The following is a 21,868-nucleotide window of genomic DNA, read 5'->3' as shown; positions in this document are numbered from 1 at the left end:
AGCCGCTGGAGACGCGCTGCTTCGCCAGGAGCTGTATTGCGCTCCCGAGGACGCGCACCGCTGCCCTATCGGAACACGTAGAACGTCATCTTGTTGCCGTCCGGGTCCCGTACATAGGCACCGTAAAACATATCGGGTATCCGCTGCCCCGGCTTGCCCTCGCAGCTGGCACCCAGCTCGATGGCCTTGTGGTAGAGCTTGTCCGCCATCTCCTTGCTGCCGGCGCTGATCGCAAACATGTTGCCGTTGCCGGGGGCCGGGTCCTGTTCATCCCAGGGCACACAAATGCCCAGCAGGGGCTCTTTCATGCTCTTGCCGATAAAAGCTATACGGCCCATGTCCATCAGTACCGACGCGCCGAGGTCGGCCAGTAACTCCGAATAGAAGGCTTTGGCCTTCGCCATGTCATGTACACCGATTGTGACGTATCCGATCATACAGTTGCTCCTGGGTGGCTGTCTGGCGGCTGCGGTCTGCAGCCATCGCCTGGCTTTTTCAGGCAGCGCCTAGAGTAGCGGAAATTGTGCGGCGCGAGTATCCCTGTGCCGACGCGAGGGCAGTTCGTCAGCCCACCCTGCCGGCATCCTCCCGGATCGGCACAGCGGCGGCAGATACGTTATCATGGACTCCGGTTTCTGGATGGAGGCAGGGACGGATGCAAAGTCCCGCAGGCTATTACGACCAGGTCAAGAGCTTTATGCTCAATGAGCTGTGGCGTCCGGATGTCGAGTCACTGGATTGGCTGCAGCGGACCAGCTACAAGTTCGTGCGTGTGCTGTTCGTGCTGGTACGGGAGTTCTCCACCGGCCAGCTGACCCTGCGCGCGATGAGCCTGGTCTATACCACACTACTGTCAATGGTGCCTCTGTTGGCGGTCAGCTTTTCCGTACTCAAGGCCTTTGGTGTCCACAACCAGATCGAACCACTGCTGCTCAACCTGGTGGAACCGCTGGGGGAAAGGGGTGATGAGCTGGTGGGGACGGTACTCGGTTTTGTTGAGAACATGAAGGTGGGAGTGCTCGGCTCGGTAGGTCTCGCCCTGTTGTTGTACACCGTGATTTCCTTGATACAAAAGGTAGAGCTGTCCTTCAACCACGTCTGGCATGCCCAGTCGGGCCGCTCCCTGTCGCGCCGTTTCAGTGACTACCTGAGCGTCATCATGGTCGGTCCGGTGCTGGTGTTCTCGGCGGTGGGCATGACCGCATCGATGATGAGCAGTGATGTGGTACAGGCGCTGGTCAGCGTCGAACCCTTCGGCAGCCTGCTTGTGCTGCTATCCAGACTGGCCCCGATGCTGTTGATCGTGCTGGCCTTCTGTTTCGCCTACATGTTTGTTCCCAACTGCCGGGTACAGTTCAGTTCCGCCCTGGTGGGAGCGGTAGTCGGCGGTGTGCTGTGGCAGGGTACCGGACTCGTTTTCGCCGAGTTTGCCGCTTCCTCTACCAGGTACGCGGCAATCTACTCAGGTTTCGCCATCCTTATCCTGTTCATGATCTGGCTCTACCTGAGCTGGCTGATTCTGTTGCTGGGCGCCCAGATCGCCTTTTTCCACCAGCACCCGGACCGTATACGCTTGACCGATGAGCGTATTCCCCTTGGCGGCCGGTTACGGGAGCAGCTGGCACTGCTGGTGATTTACAAAATTGCGGATCACTTCGTGCACCTGCGCGAGCCCCTGACCCTGGAAGCGCTGGGGCGGGAGCTGGAGGTGCCGGATGACAGGGTGGCGGAAGTCCTGGATCTGCTGCGGGAGCGCGACCTGCTGGTGGAAACCGCTAGTGAACCGCCGGAATTCGTGCTGGCACACGATCCCGCCAATCTGCCGGTAGCGCGCCTGCTGCAGCGGCTGCGCCACCCCGATGGGGCGCAGGCAGTGCTGGAGAAGAAGGTGCGATCGGAAGCTGCGGTTGACAAGCTGATGGACGGCATGGAAGCGACGGTGGCGGCGTGGCTGCAGGACATGAGCCTGCGGGACCTGGTGCTTCAACAGGGAGTGACGGGGCGGGCCGAAGTGGTGCCCGAAACTCCGGCCCCCGCAACACCGGCAGCCAGCGACAAGGGGGCGGCGCCGCAGTAGGCGGTGCGGAACCCGGACCTGCTCAGGGGGAGCATCTGCGCCACACCAACAACCGGTTGTTGGCCGGCATCGAGTGGTCGGCCTCCAGGATCATTCCGAGGTCTGCGGCCAGCGCTTTCAGGTCCGCAATATCCCGTATACCCATGTGCTCCGCCTGGGATCGCAGGTAGTGATCGAAGCGCCGGTTGCTGTCGCTGGTATATTTGCCCTGATAGTTGAACGGGCCGTAAAGGCAGAACACAGCTTCCGCCGGCAGCAACCCGGCCACACCGCGAAACATGGCCTGCACTTCTGGCCATGCCATGATATGGGCGGTATTGGCAGAGAAGGCTGCGTCACAGGCAGTCACCGGCCAGGGCGTGACTCCTACATCCAACGCCAGTGGTTCCAGAATGTTGTCCAGTCCCGCCTCGCGCAGTCGTTGCCGGCACATCCACAAGGCTTCGGGATGATCGCTGGGCTGCCATTGCAGATGGGGCAGCGCAGCGGCAAAATATTCCGCATGCTGGCCGGTGCCAGTGCCAATCTCCAGGACCGTGCCAGGCGTGGCAAACACCTGCTGCAATTGTTCCAGAATGGGTTGGCGATTGTTGGCGCTGGCCTGGGAAAAAGGTTTTTCGACGCTCATGAGTGGGCCTGTTCTGGTATCGGAGAAAAGACACTTCCATTATCTCATATTTGGGGATTCTCTGATTAATGCCAGTTTCATTTTCCGTTCCTGCTGCCACTCCCGGCGCTCCGTCGCGGTCAGCGGCCGCTCCACGTCGGCGCCGCATTCAGCTGCATCCTGCAGAGGGGGATGCGCACCGCTAGAAACCGCCCCGTTTACCGCGTTAGCTTCACGCCACATTGGAAGGCGCTGACGGCATAACGATCGCTCCTGAGTTGCGAAAGTAGATGTGCTTGGTAGACATCGGAAATTACAAAGCGTCTACATGAATATCGCTGGCAGACACTGGGTAAGGATTGAATTGAAATACCTAGTGGCTAAAAACCGCTGCGATTTTTGTATATCGATAATTTTTCAAAACTGCTTGAATATTCGGGATATACCGATTTATACGGAGACACCGATGGACTTCAATGCGCGAGGCTTGACTGACCTGCAGGGTTACATAACGTTTCTTGAAGAAAACAAGTTACTGGTTCGGGTGAGAACCGAAGTCGATGCGGAACTAGAACTGGCGGGAGTAGCCAAGAAATTTGAGGGGCACAAGGTCGTTCTGTTTGAGAAAGTCAAGGACAACAATTACCCGGTTCTGATTGGTCTGTACTGGAATGCAGACATCATAGCCAAAATATTCAACTGCACCAGGGAGCAGTTACCTTTTGTGCTGGCTGATGAAATCCGGGAATGGCAAAAAAATCCGATGGAGCCGATAATATTAGAATCTGGGCCGGCCAACGAGATCATCGAAAGGGAAATTGACCTGTACTCATTGCCTGTGCCACATCATTCGATTCATGATGGCGGTCGCTACCTGACATCAAGCGTAGTGATTGCAAAAGATCCCGATACTGGAGTTAGAAACCTGTCCGTTCACCGCATGATGGTGACAGGGAAAAGGCGTTGCACCTTGCTGCTCGAAGAGTTAGGGCATCTCATGGACTACTACAAGCGCGCTGAAGCTAAAGGCGAAGCTCTAGAGATTACCGTCAACAATGGAATCGATTATCCAGTTCTTATGGCTGGCGCAGTCCCTGCTTCCGCCGCGCCTATAGATGCTGACGAGTTGGGGATTGTCAGTCAGATGCGGGGTGAACCGGTAAATCTCATCAAGGCCCAGACAGTGGGTGTTGAAGCCATCGCTAACGCTCAGTTCGTGATAGAGGGCCGAATTTTACCTGTGGTGCGAGAGCCGGAAGGTCCCTATGCCGAGGTCACTGGTTATTACGCCGATAGGGAAGACCGCTGGGTTCTGGAAGTGACTGCAATTACACGTCGAGAAAAACCAGTTTTCGAAACGATCTTGTCAGGTCAGAAGGTCGGGCTCGCGTACGGTTTAATTGCGGGTGCCGGTGCCTTTTACAAGATACATAGCCTTGTGCCGGAAGTGACTGCAGTACATTTTGCAGACGGCAGTGTACCTTACCACCTGATTGTAAGAATGAATAAAGTTCACGAAGGCAGTCAGCGCAATGCCATCATGGCAGCCTTTATCGCCTTAGCGTTTGTAAAGACAGTTACGGTGGTCGACGATGACGTAAACATCTACAGCCCCGAGGACGTGGATTGGGCAGTTCAAACACGCTGCTGCTACGAAACAGACTTGTTATTGATACCCAATTCAACTGGTCATCGCCTCAACCCCATGGTAAAAGACGACAAATGGACTCGCTTGGGTATCGATGCAACGGTACCACTGCCGCGCACCAACAAATTCAATCGCGCAACTGTCAAAAAGGTCAGCCTGTCTGACTATGAATTGATAGGGGAATAGCCAGCCCCGTAGCCCCTGCCTCTCGATAGCGTCGCAGCAGTCGCTTGACCTGCCGATCGCTCACGCCCGGTTCTGGGCGGCATCCTCCTGCTTCAGCTGGCGTTGCTGGAGGGCCTGGACGACCTCCAGTCCATCGACTTCCTTGTGACTCAAAGTAATGTGCTCCCCCGCCACGTCCCCTCCTAAATTTAAAAGGGGGCATTTTAGAATTGGGTGAGGGGGACATTACTGCTCGGGGCTAACACCTAGTATCAAATACTTGACGCCGGCGCAGCGACATGCTGGACTATACGCCGAGTTACTGCAGCAGCAAAAAGTAGTGTGCGAGGGCTAAAAGCCGCCCATCCAGAATTAATCGCGTTATCATAAACGATCTGAAGTTACAGTTTATGCGCGTCGGGGCGGCAGTTGAGGTGTAGTGCAATTTTCCGGTTCCAGATCGGCATCGTTCATTTCCTTGATGCAGAAATTGACACTACCCTCAACCCAAAGGGAGACCCCCCGGCTGTGCCGGGGAGGCACCTTCAGCTGCATCCGGCGGGAATCTGTCAATGATTAGCCACCAGGATTGGGGAAGAGCCCAAAAATCAACCGGACACTAGTAATGTATACTCTCTTTGAAGCTCCACCACTGCAACGTTACCAGTTATTTCAGACCAGAGATGTGAAAGCTGTCCACCCTTCAATGGCTGATATATTATGCCCTCACAAGATTATTGTTTCCGCCTCCGGCAAACAGACCAGGGACGCGCTGCTGCATTACGCCTTGTTGCCAAACGGTGCAATGGCATATCTGGTTTATGGTGCCGAAGTTCAGGTAGATGTGTCGCAGCTTGGTTTTTTCTTAGTGGAACTGCCTTTGTCTGGTACCTCGACCAACTATTACGGTGATGTGAGAGTACCGAGCGCCCCTGGCCAGGCTGTTGTGTCGGGTCCGTATCAGAAATTCTCTACAAAGTGGACCTCTGACTGCTCTAAACTACTGATCAAAATCGAAAGTAATGCTCTGGAAAACTACTTAAGCAGTCTTCTTGGCAGGAGACAGATACAGGTATTAGATTTTGATATGGAGATGAACCTGACTGCCAACACATGCGCGAGCTTTTTACGCACAGTTCAATGGGTTGTTGATGATATAGAACAATCGGGTTCGCTAATCAACACCGCTCCACAGGCGGGATTACGGTATCAACGAATGCTGATGTGGGCCTTGTTGCACTGTCAACCCAACAACTATTCCAATGAACTGGCAGCCAAGAAAGAACCGCAGATTCCAAGTTATATTTTGGATGTTGAACGGTATATCAGGAGGAATTACAGACAGGCTATGAGTCTCAAGCAGTTAGTCGAGCATGCCAATGTCAGTGAGCGCACTCTGCTGCAAGGGTTCAAGCGCTTTCGCGATGTCTCTCCCATGAGGTTACTTAAACTCACTCGTCTGGATATCGTTCACTTGGCATTGAAGGAGGCAGACGACGCAACCACCAATGTCACTGAGATAGCATTAGCCAACGGCTTCTCCCAGCTGGGTAAGTTTGCTACCGAATACAAGGAGCGGTTCGGGGAGTCGCCTTCGCAAACATTACACCGTCTGGGTAATAAGCTGAAATCTGCCAGCCATTCGACGTGAATCCTGCGACCGGCTCCGGAGCATAACTGTAACTCACCGTAGCGCAGCGAAGCGGGGTGTGGAGTGGTCAAGTAATTTGTGACAACCCAATTAGGCTGCTTTCTTCAGTTCAGCCATAGCTGATCCCAAATCACTGGGGTTCACTCCAGGATGGTGTTCACGTTGCACCGGAATGGATGTTCACGATGGGCGGGAATATGCCCCAGAGTTCTGATTTTGCATGTTCACTTGCCAATAGCGCATACATTGCTCTCCTGACGCGTAATAACATTGTGGTCAACGTTGCGTTAATTCTTGGAAGTGGACACCTGCTATGATGGCACACGGACTGCGAAGGCCATCGATTACACCCTGAAACGGTGGGCCGTGCTGATCCGCTACCTGGATGACGGCAATCTACCCATGGATAACAACTGGGTGGAGAACCAGATCCGGCCCTGAGCCCGTGGCCGAAACAACTGGCTGTTCGCGGGTTCCTTGCGCAGTGGCCAACGCGGTGCGAACGTGATGACCCTGATCCAGTCGGCAAAGATCAACGGTCTGGACCCGCAGGCTTACCTGTGTGACGTCCTGGCGCGCTTGCCGAGCGCACGACAGTCAGACCTTGATGATCTGCTGCCGCATAACTGGGCGCCTGGGATCAAGGTGTAATTACTGGGCGCATACTACCTACCTATCCATCCAAAATTGCTATGATTGGATGGAACGGCATAAAACAGGTCCCGACAAATATCTTGTTGGAACACTTGGTATACAGTCCTCTCTGGACTCGAAACCCGCACAGTTACCGGCTTTCGCCGACGGGCGCTGATTCTTCGGATTCCCAGGGAGCCAGGGAACGCGACCAATTGCTCGATGCCGTAGGTTCAGCGCGGGTGCAGCCAACCGGGCAGCAGCGTATAGGGATCCTGGCACGCCGAACTGTCGCAGGAAATACCCAACTGCCGGACCTTGCTGAACAGCGTGCCGTCCCGACAGCGGTCGAAAAGTTCTGTGCAACCGCCGATGAAATCGCCCGCGATAAAAATTTGCGGGAAGGTGTTGCAAGCCGTTCGCTGACGCAGGGCCTGTCGCAACTTGCTCCCCATTTCGTTTTCCTGATAGGCGACGCTATCCAGGTCCACGGATCGATAAGGGATACCGTAGGCCTCGAAAGCCTTGCGCACCGACCAGCAGAACTCACACCATTCCAGGGCAAACATCACGACAGGCTGCCCGGGGTCTGCGATCAGGTCACGAACCCGGTCGACTGCTATCGGTTCGGCTGTTGAATCCTCCTCAGCAGGGGCACTGGCGCTGCCGGTATCGAAGCGAAAACGCGGGGTGCTTTCGGAGACCTCGAGTTCTTCCGCGGTCATATCCGCTTCAACGCCGTCGAACAGGGGTGTCGAAAGGTAACGCTCACCCGTGTCCGGCAGCATGCAGAGGATATTGGTGCCGGGTTTGGCCTCCCGTGCCACGGTCAGGGCGCCTAGAAAGGTCGCGCCGGAGGAGATGCCAACGAAAATGCCCTCTTTTCTGGCCAGATCCCGGGCACATTGCAGGGACTCGGCTCCATCCACCGGAATAAATCCGTCCGCACCGCCACGGGCTATGGCCTCTTCTACCAGCGTGGGAATAAAGTCCGGTGACCATCCCTGCATCAGGTGTGGCCGAAACCGGGGGTGGCTGGCGGCTGTGGCGCCGTCGTCACTCCTTGCCTGGGGTATGCCGCTGGCCAGCATCTGGGAATTATCCGGCTCGCAAATCAGGATCCTGGTGTGCGGGCTCTTGTCCCGCAGCACACGGGATACGCCGCTGAAGGTGCCGCCGGTACCAAAGCCGCTCACCCAGTAATCCAGAGGCATGTCCCGAAAGCTGTGCAGAATCTCCACCGCGGTAGTATGCGCGTGGACCTCGGCATTGGCGGGATTTTCGAATTGCCTGGGTTGCCACCAGCCGTGCCGGCGCGCCAGCTCATCGGCCTTGGCTACCATCCCCGAGCCCTTTTCCGACGCCGGCGTCAACACCACTTTGGCACCCAGAAAGCGCATGAGCTTGCGTCGCTCGATGCTGAAATTTTCCGCCATGGTAATCACCAAGGGATAACCCTTCTGGGCACAAACCATGGCCAGGCCAATACCGGTGTTGCCGCTGGTGGCTTCTACGATCGTGTGCCCTGGCTTGAGCTCACCGCGCCGTTCGGCATCCTCGATCACGCCCAGCGCCATGCGGTCCTTCACCGAGCCTGTGGGGTTGAACGATTCCAGCTTTACAAACAGATTGACGTCCCTTGGGCCCAGATTATTGATGCGTACCACGGGCGTATGGCCGATGGTATCCAGAATGGAGTCGTAGATTCTTGCGCTCATATGAGCTCACCTCTTGTGACTGTCGTCGATTTCCCGGCAATCCGGTCTCCAATCCAGAGTACCTCGTCCACCAGCGAGTCCGCCTGTTCCCAGAGCGCGCGGGCGCCGATAAAGCAGGGGCGTAACACCAACTTGCCGTTTACCGTGGTCGTACTGGGCATATTCACACCGGAGTGGATTAGCTGCCGGTGGATTTGCCGGTTCAATTGGTTGAGATCCTTCCAGCGTGAATCCCGATAGCGAAAACAACAAATGGATAGCGTAGGTTCCAGCACCAGCTCCAGGCGTGGGCCCTGTCGGGCCCGGTCGGCGACACGCCGGGCCATGGCATTGTGCCGACACACCCGCTGGGCCAGACCGCGCTTGCCGATTTCCCGGATCAGGGCCCATACCACCACGCCCCGGCTCGGGGCGGAAAGTTCCAGGCCCCAATCGGCGTAGGGCAGGCCGAGGCTGTCCAGGGAGTGCATGGCAGTAGTCTGGCTGCAAGTGCCCTCCAGGTAGTCCGCTGCTTCCTGTGTAAACGCACGCTGCAATAGCGCGCGGTCGCGCACGAACGCGGCGCCGACGCCCACCGGCGCACCCAACCACTTGTGCGGATCAACACAGGTCGAGTCGGCCAGGCGCAGGCCGGTATAGAGCGTCGCGCAGGTCGGGTCCAGGATACCGGGCAGGCCGTAGGCGCCATCCACGTGTAACCACAGGTTATGCTCCCGGGCGATGCATCCTATGGCCTGCAGTGGGTCGATCGCGCCGGTATCGGTAGAGCCAGCATTGGCCACGATAGCGACCTTCACTGCCGAGGGATCGCAGTCCGCCAGGCGGCGCCGCAGATCCTCGGGGCACATGCGGCCCGCCCCATCAAGGGCAATGGGCACCACGCTGTCCCGCCCCATACCCAATACCGCCGCCGCGCGATAAACAGTGTGGTGAGCCGCGGCGCTGGCAAAGATCCGACAGGGCAGACTGACGCCCTGGCGAGCCGGATCCTCGCCCAGGCGCTCGAAGGCGCTCTGGCGAGCGGCTCCGAGGGCGACGATATTGGCTACTGAGCCACCGCTGGTGTAAATCCCCTGCATCCCCGCGGGAAGCTGGAGTAGATCCGCCAACCACCGCAGCGACATCTCCTCCAGATAATGGAACGCGGTCAAACCCAGCCGTTGTGGGGACGCCACCATGCCGCTGAGAGCAGCCAAAATCCCGGCTGAGCTCGCACCGGTGGTGATAAAAGAACTGAATCCCGGCTTGGGGATCGGCGAGCCGTTGGGCAGAAGGTGTAGGCAGATCTCCTCATCAGGGGGTGGATGCCGATTCCTTCCTCCGGCAAATCGATTCCCAGGGCTTTCCGCCAGACATGGGCGTTGACCATTGCATCCTCATCCTCAAAACGCAGGTAGTGATCCAGTCCTTTCGCCAGTTGGGCCAACAGATCACCGAGCTCTGCGCATGCGGCCAGTTCTTGCTGCTGCGGGTTCACCTTCAGCCCTCCATCAGGCGCCGCCGTAACGGCAGTATCGTGTTCATGCCAGGAGCTTCGCCCCACTGGAGAGAAACGCCATGGTCTTGGGGGCGCCGGCTATCTCGGCCCCCTCCACCAGGTCCGCCTCGGTAATGCTGTTTACCTTGGCGCAGATCGGGCATAACCACAGCTTCCCCCCATTGCCCAGAAACTGGGCAATTAAATCGGACAGGGGCTCCATACCCGCGGCCTGGAGTCCACTCGCCCCGTCTGTAGTGCACAGCTGTGCTGCATCGGAGGTCAGAAATACTGCGGTTTCCGCGGTCTTGGATGCGGTGGTGGCCAGGATAAAGGCTATGGTTGCCCGTTCCACATGGCCGCGGCCGTCCTGACAGTTGACGAGATACTTTTCTTGGGTTGACATGGTTCTGTTCCTTGTTCAATTGTTCCGGGGAACGGATTCCGGGAAATTAAGCCGTTGGGCGGCGCGGTCCTGCGTGACCACCGACAACGTGCAACGGCTGAGCTACAATATCCCCGGAGGCGTCAGAAAGCCTGAAGCCTTCCAGGTTGAATTCTGGAGATTTCCTGAATTCCTTCGGATTGACCCGCTGCGACGATGAACAGCCAATGCGATACCAGTTCCATGACTTTCGGTTGGATACCGGCGCTTTCGAGCTCAGCCGAAACGGGGTGCGCCTGAATGTTGAGCCGCAGGTGATCGAGCTGTTGACGCTGCTTGTGGAAAATCGCCATCGGCTGGTGGGCAAGGAAGAGCTCTACCAGACTATATGGGCGGGCAAGGTTGTATCCGAGGCTGCGCTCAGCAGCCGGATCAAAACCCTGCGCCGGGTGTTGGGAGACAGCGGCCGGGAGCAGACCATTATTCGTACCGTGCACGGCAAGGGCTTTCGGTTTGTTGCCGCTGCGACCGCAGGCGAAGCAGCCGGCCCAGTCGCGCCGCCTGCAGCAGTCAAACCGGGCTCGGAGAGGCCGCGCAGCAGGCCATCGGTTATCGTCATCCCTTTTGTCAATCTGTCCAGCGACCCCCAACAGGAATATTTTTCCGACGGCATCAGCGCCGACATTATCATGCTGCTCAGCAAACACCGCTGGCTCAACGTCTGCGCACGCAACACCAGCTTCGGCTACAAGGGTGTGAGTGTGGACATGCGTCAGCTGGGTCGGGACCTGAACATGGATTACGCCATCGAGGGCAGTGTGCAGAAGGTGGGGGAACGGGTGCGCGTCACTGTGCAGCTGGTGGATATTGCCAGCGGTGGCAACAAGTGGTCCGAGAAGTTTCATCGCGAGCTCGATGATCTGTTCAGCCTGCAGGATGAAATCACCACCAAAGTCGTCGCCCGCCTGGAGCCTGAAATCGGTTTCGCGGAACGACGTCGCGTAGTTCAGGGTGGGACCAGCAACCTGAAAGCCTGGGACTATTTTCATCTGGGGGTCTATCATTTCTTCAAGTTCACGGCCGAAGACAACCTGAAAGCCCAGGCCATGCTGAAAAAAAGCAGCGAGCTGGACGAGCACTTCGGCGACGCCTATGCCTGGTGGGCCTACGCCGTGGTGCTGGGCATGGTCTACTGGACCACACCGCCGACCGAAGAGTTGCTGCAGGAGGCACTGGATGCCTGTAGCAAGGCGCTGTCCTTCGACAGCCGAAACGCCACCTACTACACCATGCGCGCCCGCGTGCAGCTGGCGAGGAAAGAATACAACAGCGCCATCCAGGACAACCAGACCGCCATTTCCCTCAATCCCACCTTCGCCGCAGCCTACTGCGGACTGGGTGATTCCCTGGCTTACGAAGCCCGTTACGAAGAATCCAACGAGTGCTTCGAACGCGCCATTGCGCTCAGCCCCAATGACCCGCAGGCTTGGGCGTTTCTGACCTACGGGGCCCTGGCGTTTATTTTCATGGGTGACTACGACAGGGCGCTGGACCTGACCGAGCGGGCTCTGTGTTTTCCCAACTGCCAGTACTGGGCATTGGCGCACCGTGTGGTGGCGTTTGCCTATCTGGACAAAGAAACGGAAATGCGGGATGCCCTCGACAAGCTGTTGGGCCAGGAGCCGCAGTTCAGCCTTGAGTTTGCACAAGAAAAGCTGTTTTACCTGAATATCGAGATACAAAAGCTGCAGTACCTCAAGGGTCTGGCCATGGCAGGCGTGCCGGAATCCTCTTCAGGCGCAGGTTTGCACGATGCCGTTTAAGGTACTTCGGCAGGACGGGAAGGGCGTTATCTATCGCCTCGCGGGCGATGATGTGGCGGCTTTGGGAGTGGCGCTGAGGCAGGTAGCCGAGGCCCACCTGGCGGAGTTGCGGCAGGCGTTGGAGCAGATGGCGGTCGACCCGGCCAAGCGATCGGTGATAGGCCGGGAGGAATTGCTGGAGCAGGCGCGCCGGGGCGAGGTGATCTTTATCGATGTGCGTCCGCCCGCGGAATGCGAATTCGCGCACCTGCCTTTCCCGCGCTCGCTGCCACTGGCGGAAATCGAGCACCGCCTCTCCGAACTGCTCCGCGACAAGGACATTGTTGCCTACTGTCGCGGGCCTTTCCGTCTCTTGTCCGACGAGGCCGTCGCGCTGCTACAAGCAATAGGTTACCGGGTCCGCAAGATCCGTGATGGAGTGAGCGAGTGGCAGGCCGCGGGCATGCCGGTGATTGCCGCCGGCATCGCAGCCTGAGTCGCCCACTGACGCATGGAAATTCGGCACGGCATCTCCGCCAACCTGGAGCAATTCTTCCACCAGCTGCTGCAGGTGCTGTTGGTCGGGCTGACGCTCGGCATGATGCGCACCGTGGTGCCGGCGCTGGCCGAGTCGGAGTTTGGTGTACCCAAGAACTCCTTTGTCCTGCTCAGCGCCTTTGTCGTGGCATTCGGCGTAGTCAAGGGAACAATGAACTTCATTGCCGGCCGACTTTCCGAAAGGCTGGGGCGCAAGCGCGTCCTGTTGCTGGGCTGGATAGTTGCGCTGCCGGTGCCTCCCATGATCTGGTACGCACCCGACTGGAACTGGATCGTGTTGGCCACGGTGCTGCTTGGCGTCAACCAGGGCCTGACCTGGTCGATGACCCAGACCGCCAAGCTCGACATCACCCGGGTAGAGGAGCGCGGGCTGACCATCGGCCTGAATGAGTTTGCCGGCTACCTCGGCGTTGCCCTGGCGGGCATCGTCACCGCCTATCTGGCAGTCATGCTGGGCCCGCGCCCAGCGCTGCTGGTATTTGGCCTTGGCGTTATCTGTCTGGCGCTTCTGCTGACCCAGCTATGGGTCCGGGATACTTTGCCGTGGGCCAGGGCCGAAGCGGCGGGGCAGCGTCAGGGGGAGGTGCCACAGCGGCTACCACGCTATCCGCGCAATGTGTCCGCGCAACCGGGCACCTGGGAGCTTTTAACACTACTGTCGTGGCGCGACCGCCGCCTGGCCGCCCTCTGCCAGGCAGGGCTGGTCGAGAAATTTGTCGACGCCCTGGTGTGGGTACTCTATCCGCTGTTTCTTTATCGTCAGGGCGTCAGCCTGACGAATGTCGGCTGGATCATTGGTATTTACGGCCTTGTCTGGGGCAGCTCGCAGCTGTTTACCGGATGGCTTTCCGACCGGATTGGTCGACACCGGCCCAATGTGTTGGGCATGTGGGTCTGCGGAGCGGGTGTGGCAATGATGCTGCTGGGGCAGGGCGTGGCCTGGTGGAGCCTCTCGGCCGCGGTCTCCGGCTTCGGTATGGCCCTGCTTTATCCCAACTTGTCTGCCGCCGTGGCCGACATTGCTCACCCGGCCTGGCGCGGGTCGGCTATCGGTATCTACCGGTTCTGGCGCGACCTGGGCTATGGTGTGGGCGCCCTGGGTCTGGGCCTCGCTGCCCACTTCAGCGGTCAAATTGAAGCGTCGTTCTGGTTCGTCACCCTGTCAATGTTTGCCTCCGGTGCGCTTCTCGCCTGGTTCGGTGAGGAAACCCATCCACGATTCAATCCCTCTGATGCCGTCGTTGACCCTGGCCTGAGCAGTCGGTAGCAAACGGTCGCTGTAAGCAGGTATTCGGAACAGTGCAGGTGGACCGGATATAGATGGTGCAGGCTGCACAGTCCCTTGAGGGTGTCCGCAATGCGAACTCAAAACTCAGCCAGATCCGCATCTGAATGAATCCGCTGTGGACTGGCGGGCTCTTCATCATTAACGGGGGACACCGGCATTCATTAAACTGATTTTGCGACGATCAATTTAATGGAGAATACCGATGTCCCTCGCAGGAAACATTCTAGGCATATCCGAGCTGGAGGTCGAGCGGGTCGACCGGGATAAAGGCATTGAGGTCTATGCCAGACCCACCAAACGACCGCTGTGCATCTATTGTCAGCACAAGGGGGTCAGGATCAAGGCCACCTACCAACGCACCCTCAAGCATACGCGCCAGGGGAATCAGGTGATGACGCTTCATCTGACGTGCCCCAAGTACCACTGCCCGCAATGCCGACGGTATTTTCGTCACCGCTTCAAGGGTGTTCGACCCCGTTTCAGAGCCTCGGAAGCGTTCCGGCTCGAGGTCTTTGAAGCCCACGACGGCGGTGTCACCCAGCGCAAGCTCACACTGACCCACAGCATTAGTCCTGCCACCGTGGAGCGGTGGTATCAGAACCACTGCCGTCTGCGGCGGTCTGAGAGGGCCAACAGGCCCTGCCCGAAGGTGCTGGGCATTGATGAGCACTTCTTTACCCGCAAGCGGGGCTACGCCACCACGCTGGTGGATCTCAAGCGTAACAAGGTGTTTGATGTGGTGCTCGGGCGCTCCGAAGCCAGCCTGGGGCGCTATTTGAAGGCATTACCCGGGCGAGACAATGTCCGGCTTATTGTCATGGATATGTCCGAAACCTACCGCGCCATTGCCCGACGATACTTCCCCAATGCGATGATCGTGGCAGACCGTTTCCACGTCATCCGGCTCGTGAATCAGCACTTCCTGAAGGCTTGGCAGGACCACGATCCCGAGGGCCGCAAGAACCGCGGCCTGATTAGCCTGATGCGCCGTCATGAATGGCGCCTGTCACCAGAGCAGCGCGATAACCTCGGCACGTACCTCAACGCATTCCCGGTGCTAAACGCCCTGTACGAAGCCAAGCAGCGCCTGAATCGGTTGCTACTCCTGAAAACCTTGACCAGGAAACGGGCTGAAAGAGCACTGCCCAAGCTACTCAGATTGATCAAACAGCTTCACGCCAGTCCGCTTCACCGGCTGGCGAATACCCTCACATCCTGGTTGGAGCCCGTCACCGCCATGTGGCGATTCTCGAAGAGCAATGGGGTCACTGAGGGCTTCCACAACAAGATGGAAATGATGTCCAGGAGAGCTTACGGGTTCAGAAACTTTGAAAATTACCGACTGAGGGTCTTAACCCATTGTGGATGGGATGGCATCATCAACCGGGTTTAGTGAAAACCGGCCCATCCCCCGTTAATTGGGTAGAGCCGACTGGCGTGCTTATTTTTTCCAGCGACTCCATGGACTGGGTTCAGCGGATGCGCCGGAGTCCGGCTACTGCGGGCGTTGATACGCGATTTCCATTTTGTAGGGTTTAATGTAGGGGTGAATTATATAACTATTTGATTTTATTGAATTATTGTGCCGGAGATAGGAGTCGAACCTACGACCTTCGCATTACGAATGCGCTGCTCTACCAACTGAGCTACACCGGCGGCGGGCGCGAGTATAGCAAAATATCGAGCCGCCGGAACAGGCCTGCCGTCCCATGTCAATCTGGAGCGGGTACCAGCTCCGGCCGCCGTTTTTCTGCGGCGTAGGCGGCCAACAGGGGCTCCAACTGGCGGTGAAACCGCCGGCCGAAGCCAATCAGATCGGCGCTGATAACGTCGAAGTCTGTGCTCGTACGGCTGGGAAACAGGCGGGCGGCAGTCGCGGTGGCGGGCGGCGGGGCAGGGTGAGGCTGCTGATCCAGGCCCAGGTGATGAAACAGCGCCGTCCGGCCGCGGTCGGGGTTCAGTACTACGTCATCGTAGCGCAGTTCCAGCATGGGATTCGGCAGGACGGTGAGCCAGTGGTCCATGACCTTTTCCGCTGCCGCGATGGCCCGGCCCAGAGTCGCGAGGCTGTAGCTGTAGTGGTGACCGGAACGGAAATTCTTGAAATAGAGCGAGGCGCCGAGATCCAGTGGATCCCGGCGACAGAAGACAATGGGTACCTCTGGGTGCAAAAGCGCAAGGTAGCCCAAGCGCGTCAAATTGGCCGGTGAGGTGTCCGTCACGTAGCTTATACCCTTGACGCCGCTGGCTGCGGCCCGCTGTGCGTACCATTGTGCCAGCGGTGAACGCGGTTGGCGGGACAGCTTCCGGGCCAGCCCGCGCAGCCCGGCTGCGGCGTCCTGGGTAGTGGCGAATTTTCTGACCAGGGCCAGCTCGCCGCCCGCCATTACCCGGGCATTGCGTGCCAGCAATGCTTCGGCAAGGCTCTTTCCCGAGCGCGGCAGCCCGGTAATGAGAAGCGCGGGGCAACTGGGAGTGCAGGGGCGGAGCGGTCGAATTCCTGCAGCAACCCGGCGTTGATGCTCTGCGTATTGTTGGCTACCAGGTATTCGTGGCTGCCATTGCCAAGAGTGCTGCTCACCAGCTCATTGGCATTGCGATAATATTCGAATCCCTGCTGGTCCAGACCGGCCTCGACGTGAATCTGCCCGAGTATGAACAGCGCCCGTGCCCGCGCCGCGGCGCCATGGTTCTTCGACCGGGCTCGCGCCAGGATATGACGCACGGCAGTGTCATCGGGCGCAATCGCCCGGTAATTGAGCAGTGTACGGTAGCCGTCAATCAGCTCCGGATCCAGCTGCAGCGCCTGTTCCAGCGAGCAGTGGGCCTCTTCATGCCGGCCCAGACGGGCGCAGAGTTTGCCGAGTAACAGCCGCGACTGGGCATGCCCGGGAAAACGCAGGCTGGCTTCGCGGTAAATGGCGAGTGCCTCACTGTCCCGCCGCAGACCCTCCAGCGCACGGCCGCGGTAACTCCACAGTACCGGGTGCCGCCGGCCACTGGCCAGCAGGCGTTCGCAGCGTGCCAGTACTCTTGTGAAGCGGCCTTCGTCGAGGTCGGACCTCAGCCTCGACAGCACCATCCTGCCACTGTTCATGCTGCCAACCCCCTGTACCTGGCGGCGGGGACGTCCCCGGGTCAGGCTGCGCGGCCCTGCAGCCTGCTACGCTGCTGCCTGCGCGGCGATTTCCCGGATACGTGTGACCATCGCACGCAGACCATTGCCGCGGACGGGGAGAGGTGGCGCAGCAGGTCCAGTTCGCCAAAATAGGCGTCTATATCGAAGGCCAGCACTTCCGCCGGGGTCTTGCCGTTGTAGGCGGCAAGCACCACGCCCAACAGGCCCTTGACGATAAAGGCGTCGCTGTCTACCGCGAGTTCCAGCCTGCCATTTTCGATATGGGTGTCTATCCACACCTGGCTCTGGCAGCCCTTCACCAGCCGGTCCCCGGTATGCAACTCATCGGGCAGCGGCGGCAGCTCCCTGCCCAGATCGATAATATACTTGTAGCGGTCTTCCCAGTCGTCGAAAAAACCCAGGCTGTCCACGATGTCGTCGCTGGTAATACTGTGGCCGAACGGATTCTGGCTGGTGGCGGTTGCGGACATGGGTGACGGCTTCTCCTTAGTAGAACAGGCCGGTTTCCAGCCTGGCCTCCTCGGACATCATATCCCGGTTCCACGGCGGGTCGAAAACCAGTTCCACTTCCACCGTGCGGACATGGGGAACCTGGGCGACGCGGTATTTGACATCGCCCACCAGCACCGGGCCCATGCCGCAACCGGGCGCGGTGAGCGTCATGCTGATCGCCACCCGGCCTTGCTCCTGGTCTATCTCGACGCTGTAGATCAGCCCCAGATTCACCAGGTCCACCGGTACTTCCGGGTCGTACACCGTGCGCAGTGCCTGCCACACCTGTTCCTCGTCGATGCGCCCATCCGCGGGGGTCTCGAAATCGAGCTTCTGCGCTGTGAGACCCAGCGCGTCCGCGTCAGTGCCGTCCACCCGGATCATGTTGCCGTTGTGGATGACGGTGTAATTACCCCCCAGCGCCTGGGTCAGGGTGACGAAGGTGTGTGCGGGTATCGTCACCGGGTCGCCTACCGGCACCAGCCGGCCGGGGCAGTCGCGCTGGGTTGTCAGCAGGGTTTTTTCCTGGGCACTCATGGCTGTAATTCCGAATCAACTGATGCTGAAGCTTTCGCCGCAACCACAGGCGGCAGTGACATTGGGGTTGTGAAACTTGAGCGTGCGGTTCACACCCTCTTTCTCGAAATCCAGCCGGGTACCTTTCAGTACCGCCAGCGAACCGGCGTCGATATAGAGATCCAGGCCGTTGTCCAGATGCATCTCGATATCGTCAGCCAGATTCTGGTCCACCTCGTCCAGCACGTACATGTAGCCGGTGCAGCCACTTTCCTTAACGCTGACACGCACTGCGCGCCGACCCGACAACTGCAACTGCTTTTTCAGGTGGGCGGCAGCAGCCGGGCTGACCTGCACTGCATCGGCGCTAATGTCAAAAGTCTCAACGGTCATACAATCTACCTTCTCATGCAAACAGGCGCTTGGCCTTGTGGATTGCCGCGAACAATTGCTCGACCTCCTGCGCTGTGTTGTACAGCGAATAGGAGGCTCGCGCGGTGCCACCGGGTGAGCCGTAGTAGCTCATCAGTGGCTGCGCACAATGGTGTCCCGTACGCACCGCGACACCCTGCTGGTCCAGCAGCATGCCGAGGTCGGCGGGGTGTACGCCCTCGATCAGGAAACTGAAAATACCCACTGAGTGGGCAGGATCGCCAATCCGCCGCAAACCGTCTACCTCGGCACCCAGCGCCACCGACTGCTGAAGCAATTTCACTTCGTGTTCCGCAGCTGCCACCATGTCGATTCCGGAGAGATAGTCGACCGCGGCGGCCAGACCGATGGCTCCTGCTATATTGGGGGTGCCAGCCTCGAATTTAAAGGGCAGGCTGTTCCAGCTGCTGCCGCTGAAGGCGACGCTCTCGATCATTTCGCCACCGCCGAGGAAGGGGGCATCTCTTCCAGCAGGGATTCCCTGCCCCACAGTACCCCGATGCCGGTGGGCCCGAACAGCTTGTGGCCGGAAAAGGCATAGAAGTCGCAGCCGATACTGCGCACATCCACCGGTATGTGGGCGGTGGCCTGGGCGCCATCAACCATGACCAATGCTCCGGCGGCATGTGCCATGCGGGTGATTTCGGCTACCGGATTGACGGTGCCCACAGCATTGGAGACATGGTTGACCGCTACCAGCCTGACCCGTTCACCGAGCAGGCCTGCCAGTGCATCGAGATCGATGTCACCCTGGGTGGTAATGGGGATGGGCACTACTTCGGCGCCGGTCGCGGCGGCGACCAGCTGCCACGGCACGATGTTGGAATGATGTTCCAGAAAGGACACCAGGATCTGGTCGCCAGGCTGCAATTGGCTGCGGCCCCAGCTGTGGGCCACCAGGTTGATTGCCTCGGTGGCGCCCCGTACCCAGATGACCTCTGAAGTACTGGCGCTGTTGATAAAGCTGGCCACGGTGCCCCGAGCGCCTTCGAAAGCCACTGTGGCCCGGTCACTGAGAGTATGGGCGCCGCGATGCACATTGGCATTGTCGTGCCGGTAATAGTGGCTGATTGCCTCGATCACCTGCTCCGGCTTCTGGGTGGTGGCGGCATTGTCGAGATAGACCAGCGGATGGCCGTTGACCTCCTGATGCAGGGCGGGAAAATCCTTGCGGATGCGCGCGGCATCGAACACTGCCAGCTGCGCGGCGGCGGGGCTGTTCATAGCAGGTGCCTGACGAGTCGTGGGTTGGGCGCGAAGCGGCGTGCCAGCAGTGGCTTGAGCCAGTCGCGCACTACGGTTTGTGTCAGGTTCTCCACCAGTTCATTGATGAAGCCGTAACTGAGCATCACCTCTGCCTCTTCCCGCGGTATGCCGCGGGTGCGCAGGTAATGCAGGGTATGCGGGTCCAGCTGCGCCACCGTGGCGCCGTGGGCGCACTGGACGTCGTCCGCATAGATCTCCAGTTCCGGTTTGGTGTTGATTTCGGCCTTGTTGCTGGTCAGCAAATTGTTGTTGCTGAGCTCGGCCCGTGTTTTCTGAGCCTGGGGATGAATGTGGATACGCCCATTGAATACCGCCGTGGCCTCGTCGGCGATAATGCCACGGAAGCGTTCCCGGCTGCTGCAGTGGGCTACGCTGTGCTCCATGCAGGTATGGTAGTCGACGATTTCCTGGCCGCGGGGCAGGTATATGCCATCCAGGTCGCAGTGGGCGCCGGTCCCCTGGTGATCCACGACCAGGTCGATGCGCTTGAGGGCACTGCCCAGAGCCAGATGGAAACCGCTGAGCACGCTATCCTGTCCCAACCGTGCATGGACACCGCCAATATGGACCGCCGCGCCCTGTTCCAGGTGCAGACGATAGTGGCTCAGGTGCGAGCCACGTTCGAGCAGCAGCTCGGTAATGCCATTGGTAAAAGCCGTGCCCCCCGTCGCGATATTGGCGAAGCTCTCTGTCAGTGAGGCTTCGCTGTTCGGACCCAGGCACACCAGCAGGCGCTGGGTTACACTGATCGGCTGGGTCTGGCCGGTGGTCAGCCAGACCACATGCAGCGGCGCTTCGATTCTGGTATTTGCCGCGACCTCCAGAAAAACCCCGTCGGCCAGGGTTGCGTCGTTCAAGGGCGCGAAAACATGCCGTCCGGGCAGTATTGCGGTACCGAGCTGCGCGGCTATCCGCGCCGCCTGTTCCGGCGAAGCATCGGCAAAACGCAACAGGGTAAGCCCCGGTGGCAGCGTGGTGGTGGACAGATCCTGGCGGAAGTGGCCGTCGGCAAAGACCAGCGTGGGCCCACCCAGCACGGGATAATCGATGTCGGACACGTCGGTGGCCGCAGTACTGGCGGTTGTGACCGCGAACGGTTGCTGCAGCGCCTGCAGGCTGGTGTACTTCCAGGCCTCGGTCTTGCGTGTCGGCATCGTGCTGTGCCGCCAGGCGGTGCGACCGCGGCTGCGGATATCCTGCAACCAGTCCGGGGCGGCATTGATGTCGGCGGCCAGAGGTTGGCGCATGAAATCGGACATCAGGCCACATCCTCCAGCCAGGCATAGCCTTTTTCTTCCAGTTCCAGGGCCAGCGATTTGTCGCCGGAGCGTACGATGCGACCGCCGGACAGCACGTGGACGAAATCGGGCTCGATAAAGTTCAGCAGACGCTGGTAGTGGGTCACAAGAATAAAGCTGCGCTGAGGGCTGCGCATGGCATTGATGCCGGCGGAGACGACCTGCAGCGCGTCGATATCCAGGCCGCTGTCGGTTTCGTCCATGATCGCCAGTTTGGGCTCCAGCAGCATCATCTGCATCAGCTCATTGCGTTTCTTCTCGCCGCCGGAAAAACCCTCGTTGACGCCACGCTTCAGGAAAGCCTGATCCAGATCCACGGTCTTGCAGATCTCGCGGGCGCGCTTCATGAAGCTGATGCTGTCCAGCGCGGGCTCGCCGCGGTATTCGCGCACCGCATCCACCGAGGCCTTGAGGAATTCCATGTTGCTGACCCCGGGAATTTCCACCGGGTACTGGAATGCGAGGAAAATGCCCAGGTGAGCGCGCTCCTCGGTCTCAAGCGCCAGCAGATCCTGCCCCAGGAACTGCACGGAACCCGCGGTCACGGTATAGCCCGGACGCCCCGCGAGCACGTGCCCCAGGGTGCTCTTGCCGGAGCCGTTGGGTCCCATGATGGCGTGGATTTCACCGGGCTTCACGTTCAGGTCCAGTCCCTTGAGAATATCTTCCTTTTCGACCCTGGCGTGCAGGTTGTCAATCTTCAGCATTGTTGCGTT

General features: G+C 59.1%; 19 protein-coding genes, 1 tRNA gene and 4 pseudogenes. 8 read left to right on the top strand and 16 right to left on the bottom strand.

All coding sequences use genetic code 11. From position 1 onward, the window contains the following. Positions 1-65: 65 nt before the first annotated feature. Entirely contained in the window at positions 66-437 is a 372-nt protein-coding gene (locus G3T16_RS01465; RefSeq protein WP_163493517.1) for a VOC family protein, read from the bottom strand. 218 nt (positions 438-655) lie between these two features. Here G3T16_RS01465 and G3T16_RS01460 point away from each other — a divergent pair, with 218 nt between their 5' ends. After that, positions 656-2,077 carry a YihY/virulence factor BrkB family protein gene (locus G3T16_RS01460; protein WP_197911839.1) on the top strand — a complete coding sequence of 474 codons (1,422 nt, stop codon included), beginning with the start codon at positions 656-658 and terminating at the stop codon, positions 2,075-2,077. A 22-nt stretch (positions 2,078-2,099) separates the two neighbouring features. Here the strand turns inward: G3T16_RS01460 and G3T16_RS01455 are convergent, their stop codons facing one another. Further along, positions 2,100-2,705, bottom strand: a complete 606-nt coding sequence (locus G3T16_RS01455) for a DUF938 domain-containing protein (protein ID WP_163493516.1) — start codon at positions 2,703-2,705, stop codon at positions 2,100-2,102. A 445-nt stretch (positions 2,706-3,150) separates the two neighbouring features. Here G3T16_RS01455 and G3T16_RS01450 point away from each other — a divergent pair, with 445 nt between their 5' ends. The 3 genes and pseudogenes from G3T16_RS01450 to G3T16_RS01440 all read left to right on the top strand — a co-directional run. Beyond that, on the top strand, positions 3,151-4,518 hold the full coding sequence (locus G3T16_RS01450; protein WP_163493515.1) for a UbiD family decarboxylase: 1,368 nt from the start codon (positions 3,151-3,153) through the stop codon (positions 4,516-4,518). 604 nt (positions 4,519-5,122) lie between these two features. After that, on the top strand, positions 5,123-6,148 hold the full coding sequence (locus G3T16_RS01445; protein WP_163493514.1) for an AraC family transcriptional regulator: 1,026 nt from the start codon (positions 5,123-5,125) through the stop codon (positions 6,146-6,148). 327 nt (positions 6,149-6,475) lie between these two features. Beyond that, positions 6,476-6,799 (top strand): annotated as a pseudogene (locus G3T16_RS01440) (IS66 family transposase); the annotation flags it as partial. A gap of 215 nt (positions 6,800-7,014) precedes the next feature. On the opposite strand, the gene G3T16_RS21495 reads toward G3T16_RS01440, so the two are convergent. The 5 genes and pseudogenes from G3T16_RS21495 to G3T16_RS01425 all read right to left on the bottom strand — a co-directional run bounded on the left by G3T16_RS21495 (position 7,015) and on the right by G3T16_RS01425 (position 10,382). Continuing rightward, positions 7,015-7,350: a glutaredoxin gene (locus tag G3T16_RS21495; RefSeq protein WP_232059422.1), complete on the bottom strand. Its 336-nt coding sequence runs from the start codon at positions 7,348-7,350 to the stop codon at positions 7,015-7,017. Between the two features lie 117 nt (positions 7,351-7,467). Then, positions 7,468-8,499: pseudogene (gene cysK / locus G3T16_RS01435) on the bottom strand (cysteine synthase A); the annotation flags it as partial. Beyond that, positions 8,496-9,677 (bottom strand): pyridoxal phosphate-dependent decarboxylase family protein, encoded by a 1,182-nt coding sequence (locus G3T16_RS01430; protein WP_197911838.1) that lies wholly within the window; start codon positions 9,675-9,677, stop codon positions 8,496-8,498. The gene G3T16_RS01430 and the pseudogene cysK, both read right to left, overlap by 4 nt. Further along, positions 9,647-9,976 carry a hypothetical protein gene (locus G3T16_RS20830; protein WP_197911837.1) on the bottom strand — a complete coding sequence of 110 codons (330 nt, stop codon included), beginning with the start codon at positions 9,974-9,976 and terminating at the stop codon, positions 9,647-9,649. The genes G3T16_RS01430 and G3T16_RS20830 overlap by 31 nt, the downstream gene beginning before the upstream one ends. Before the next feature lie 43 nt (positions 9,977-10,019). After that, the gene (locus G3T16_RS01425) at positions 10,020-10,382 is read right to left on the bottom strand and encodes a DsrE family protein (protein WP_163493512.1); all 363 of its coding nucleotides are present in this window, start codon (positions 10,380-10,382) and stop codon (positions 10,020-10,022) included. Positions 10,383-10,588: 206 nt separating this feature from the next. On the opposite strand from G3T16_RS01425, the gene G3T16_RS01420 reads away from it, so the two are divergent. The 4 genes from G3T16_RS01420 to G3T16_RS01405 all read left to right on the top strand — a co-directional run bounded on the left by G3T16_RS01420 (position 10,589) and on the right by G3T16_RS01405 (position 15,402). Beyond that, the gene (locus tag G3T16_RS01420; RefSeq protein WP_163493511.1) at positions 10,589-12,184 is read left to right on the top strand and encodes a winged helix-turn-helix domain-containing tetratricopeptide repeat protein; all 1,596 of its coding nucleotides are present in this window, start codon (positions 10,589-10,591) and stop codon (positions 12,182-12,184) included. Beyond that, positions 12,174-12,659 carry a rhodanese-like domain-containing protein gene (locus G3T16_RS01415; RefSeq protein ID WP_163493510.1) on the top strand — a complete coding sequence of 162 codons (486 nt, stop codon included), beginning with the start codon at positions 12,174-12,176 and terminating at the stop codon, positions 12,657-12,659. The genes G3T16_RS01420 and G3T16_RS01415 overlap by 11 nt, the downstream gene beginning before the upstream one ends. A gap of 15 nt (positions 12,660-12,674) precedes the next feature. Beyond that, entirely contained in the window at positions 12,675-13,988 is a 1,314-nt protein-coding gene (locus G3T16_RS01410; protein WP_163493509.1) for an MFS transporter, read from the top strand. Positions 13,989-14,211: 223 nt separating this feature from the next. Then, complete coding sequence (locus G3T16_RS01405) at positions 14,212-15,402, top strand: ISL3 family transposase (protein WP_163493508.1); 1,191 nt, start codon at positions 14,212-14,214, stop codon at positions 15,400-15,402. Between the two features lie 190 nt (positions 15,403-15,592). Here the strand turns inward: G3T16_RS01405 and G3T16_RS01400 are convergent. From G3T16_RS01400 to sufC, 9 genes and pseudogenes are all read right to left on the bottom strand, one after another. Continuing rightward, positions 15,593-15,665, bottom strand: a tRNA-Thr gene (locus G3T16_RS01400). A 56-nt stretch (positions 15,666-15,721) separates the two neighbouring features. Beyond that, the gene (locus G3T16_RS01395; RefSeq protein WP_197911836.1) at positions 15,722-16,420 is read right to left on the bottom strand and encodes a sulfotransferase family protein; all 699 of its coding nucleotides are present in this window, start codon (positions 16,418-16,420) and stop codon (positions 15,722-15,724) included. Next, positions 16,396-17,106, bottom strand: coding sequence for a tetratricopeptide repeat protein (locus tag G3T16_RS01390; protein WP_163493507.1), 711 nt, complete (start codon positions 17,104-17,106; stop codon positions 16,396-16,398). Before G3T16_RS01390 ends, G3T16_RS01395 begins: the two co-directional genes overlap by 25 nt. Positions 17,107-17,172: 66 nt before the next feature. Further along, positions 17,173-17,618, bottom strand: a pseudogene (locus G3T16_RS01385) (SufE family protein). Positions 17,619-17,634: 16 nt separating this feature from the next. After that, a complete protein-coding gene (gene sufT, locus G3T16_RS01380) occupies positions 17,635-18,177 on the bottom strand; it encodes a putative Fe-S cluster assembly protein SufT (protein WP_163493506.1) in 543 nt (180 codons plus the stop codon). A 15-nt stretch (positions 18,178-18,192) separates the two neighbouring features. Beyond that, positions 18,193-18,549 (bottom strand): HesB/IscA family protein, encoded by a 357-nt coding sequence (locus G3T16_RS01375; RefSeq protein ID WP_163493505.1) that lies wholly within the window; start codon positions 18,547-18,549, stop codon positions 18,193-18,195. Between the two features lie 13 nt (positions 18,550-18,562). Next, positions 18,563-19,812 (bottom strand): annotated as a pseudogene (locus tag G3T16_RS01370) (aminotransferase class V-fold PLP-dependent enzyme). Further along, entirely contained in the window at positions 19,809-21,113 is a 1,305-nt protein-coding gene (gene sufD, locus G3T16_RS01365) for a Fe-S cluster assembly protein SufD (RefSeq protein ID WP_163493504.1), read from the bottom strand. Before sufD ends, G3T16_RS01370 begins: the two are co-directional and overlap by 4 nt. Further along, positions 21,113-21,859, bottom strand: a complete 747-nt coding sequence (sufC, locus tag G3T16_RS01360) for a Fe-S cluster assembly ATPase SufC (protein ID WP_163493503.1) — start codon at positions 21,857-21,859, stop codon at positions 21,113-21,115. The genes sufD and sufC overlap by 1 nt, the downstream gene beginning before the upstream one ends. Positions 21,860-21,868: the final 9 nt, after the last annotated feature.

Source organism: Kineobactrum salinum (assembly GCF_010669285.1).
Lineage (GTDB): Bacteria > Pseudomonadota > Gammaproteobacteria > Pseudomonadales > Halieaceae > Kineobactrum > Kineobactrum salinum.
Note: the sequence above shows the minus strand (reverse complement) of the source record. Positions and strands in the feature narration are given on the sequence as shown.

Excerpts from the sequence above, each read along its gene's own strand:
- sufD (WP_163493504.1), bottom strand. The coding sequence starts at position 21,113 with ATGTCCGATTTCATGCGCCAACCTCTGGCCGCCGACATCAATGCCGCC.
- G3T16_RS01430 (WP_197911838.1), bottom strand. The coding sequence starts at position 9,677 with ATGGTGGCGTCCCCACAACGGCTGGGTTTGACCGCGTTCCATTATCTG.
- G3T16_RS01445 (WP_163493514.1), top strand. The coding sequence starts at position 5,123 with ATGTATACTCTCTTTGAAGCTCCACCACTGCAACGTTACCAGTTATTT.
- G3T16_RS01405 (WP_163493508.1), top strand. The coding sequence starts at position 14,212 with ATGTCCCTCGCAGGAAACATTCTAGGCATATCCGAGCTGGAGGTCGAG.
- sufC (WP_163493503.1), bottom strand. The coding sequence starts at position 21,859 with ATGCTGAAGATTGACAACCTGCACGCCAGGGTCGAAAAGGAAGATATT.
- G3T16_RS01460 (WP_197911839.1), top strand. The coding sequence starts at position 656 with ATGCAAAGTCCCGCAGGCTATTACGACCAGGTCAAGAGCTTTATGCTC.
- G3T16_RS01465 (WP_163493517.1), bottom strand. The coding sequence starts at position 437 with ATGATCGGATACGTCACAATCGGTGTACATGACATGGCGAAGGCCAAA.
- G3T16_RS01455 (WP_163493516.1), bottom strand. The coding sequence starts at position 2,705 with ATGAGCGTCGAAAAACCTTTTTCCCAGGCCAGCGCCAACAATCGCCAA.
- G3T16_RS01375 (WP_163493505.1), bottom strand. The coding sequence starts at position 18,549 with ATGACCGTTGAGACTTTTGACATTAGCGCCGATGCAGTGCAGGTCAGC.
- G3T16_RS01390 (WP_163493507.1), bottom strand. The coding sequence starts at position 17,106 with ATGAACAGTGGCAGGATGGTGCTGTCGAGGCTGAGGTCCGACCTCGAC.
- G3T16_RS01425 (WP_163493512.1), bottom strand. The coding sequence starts at position 10,382 with ATGTCAACCCAAGAAAAGTATCTCGTCAACTGTCAGGACGGCCGCGGC.
- G3T16_RS01450 (WP_163493515.1), top strand. The coding sequence starts at position 3,151 with ATGGACTTCAATGCGCGAGGCTTGACTGACCTGCAGGGTTACATAACG.
- sufT (WP_163493506.1), bottom strand. The coding sequence starts at position 18,177 with ATGAGTGCCCAGGAAAAAACCCTGCTGACAACCCAGCGCGACTGCCCC.
- G3T16_RS01415 (WP_163493510.1), top strand. The coding sequence starts at position 12,174 with ATGCCGTTTAAGGTACTTCGGCAGGACGGGAAGGGCGTTATCTATCGC.
- G3T16_RS21495 (WP_232059422.1), bottom strand. The coding sequence starts at position 7,350 with ATGTTTGCCCTGGAATGGTGTGAGTTCTGCTGGTCGGTGCGCAAGGCT.
- G3T16_RS01420 (WP_163493511.1), top strand. The coding sequence starts at position 10,589 with ATGCGATACCAGTTCCATGACTTTCGGTTGGATACCGGCGCTTTCGAG.
- G3T16_RS01410 (WP_163493509.1), top strand. The coding sequence starts at position 12,675 with ATGGAAATTCGGCACGGCATCTCCGCCAACCTGGAGCAATTCTTCCAC.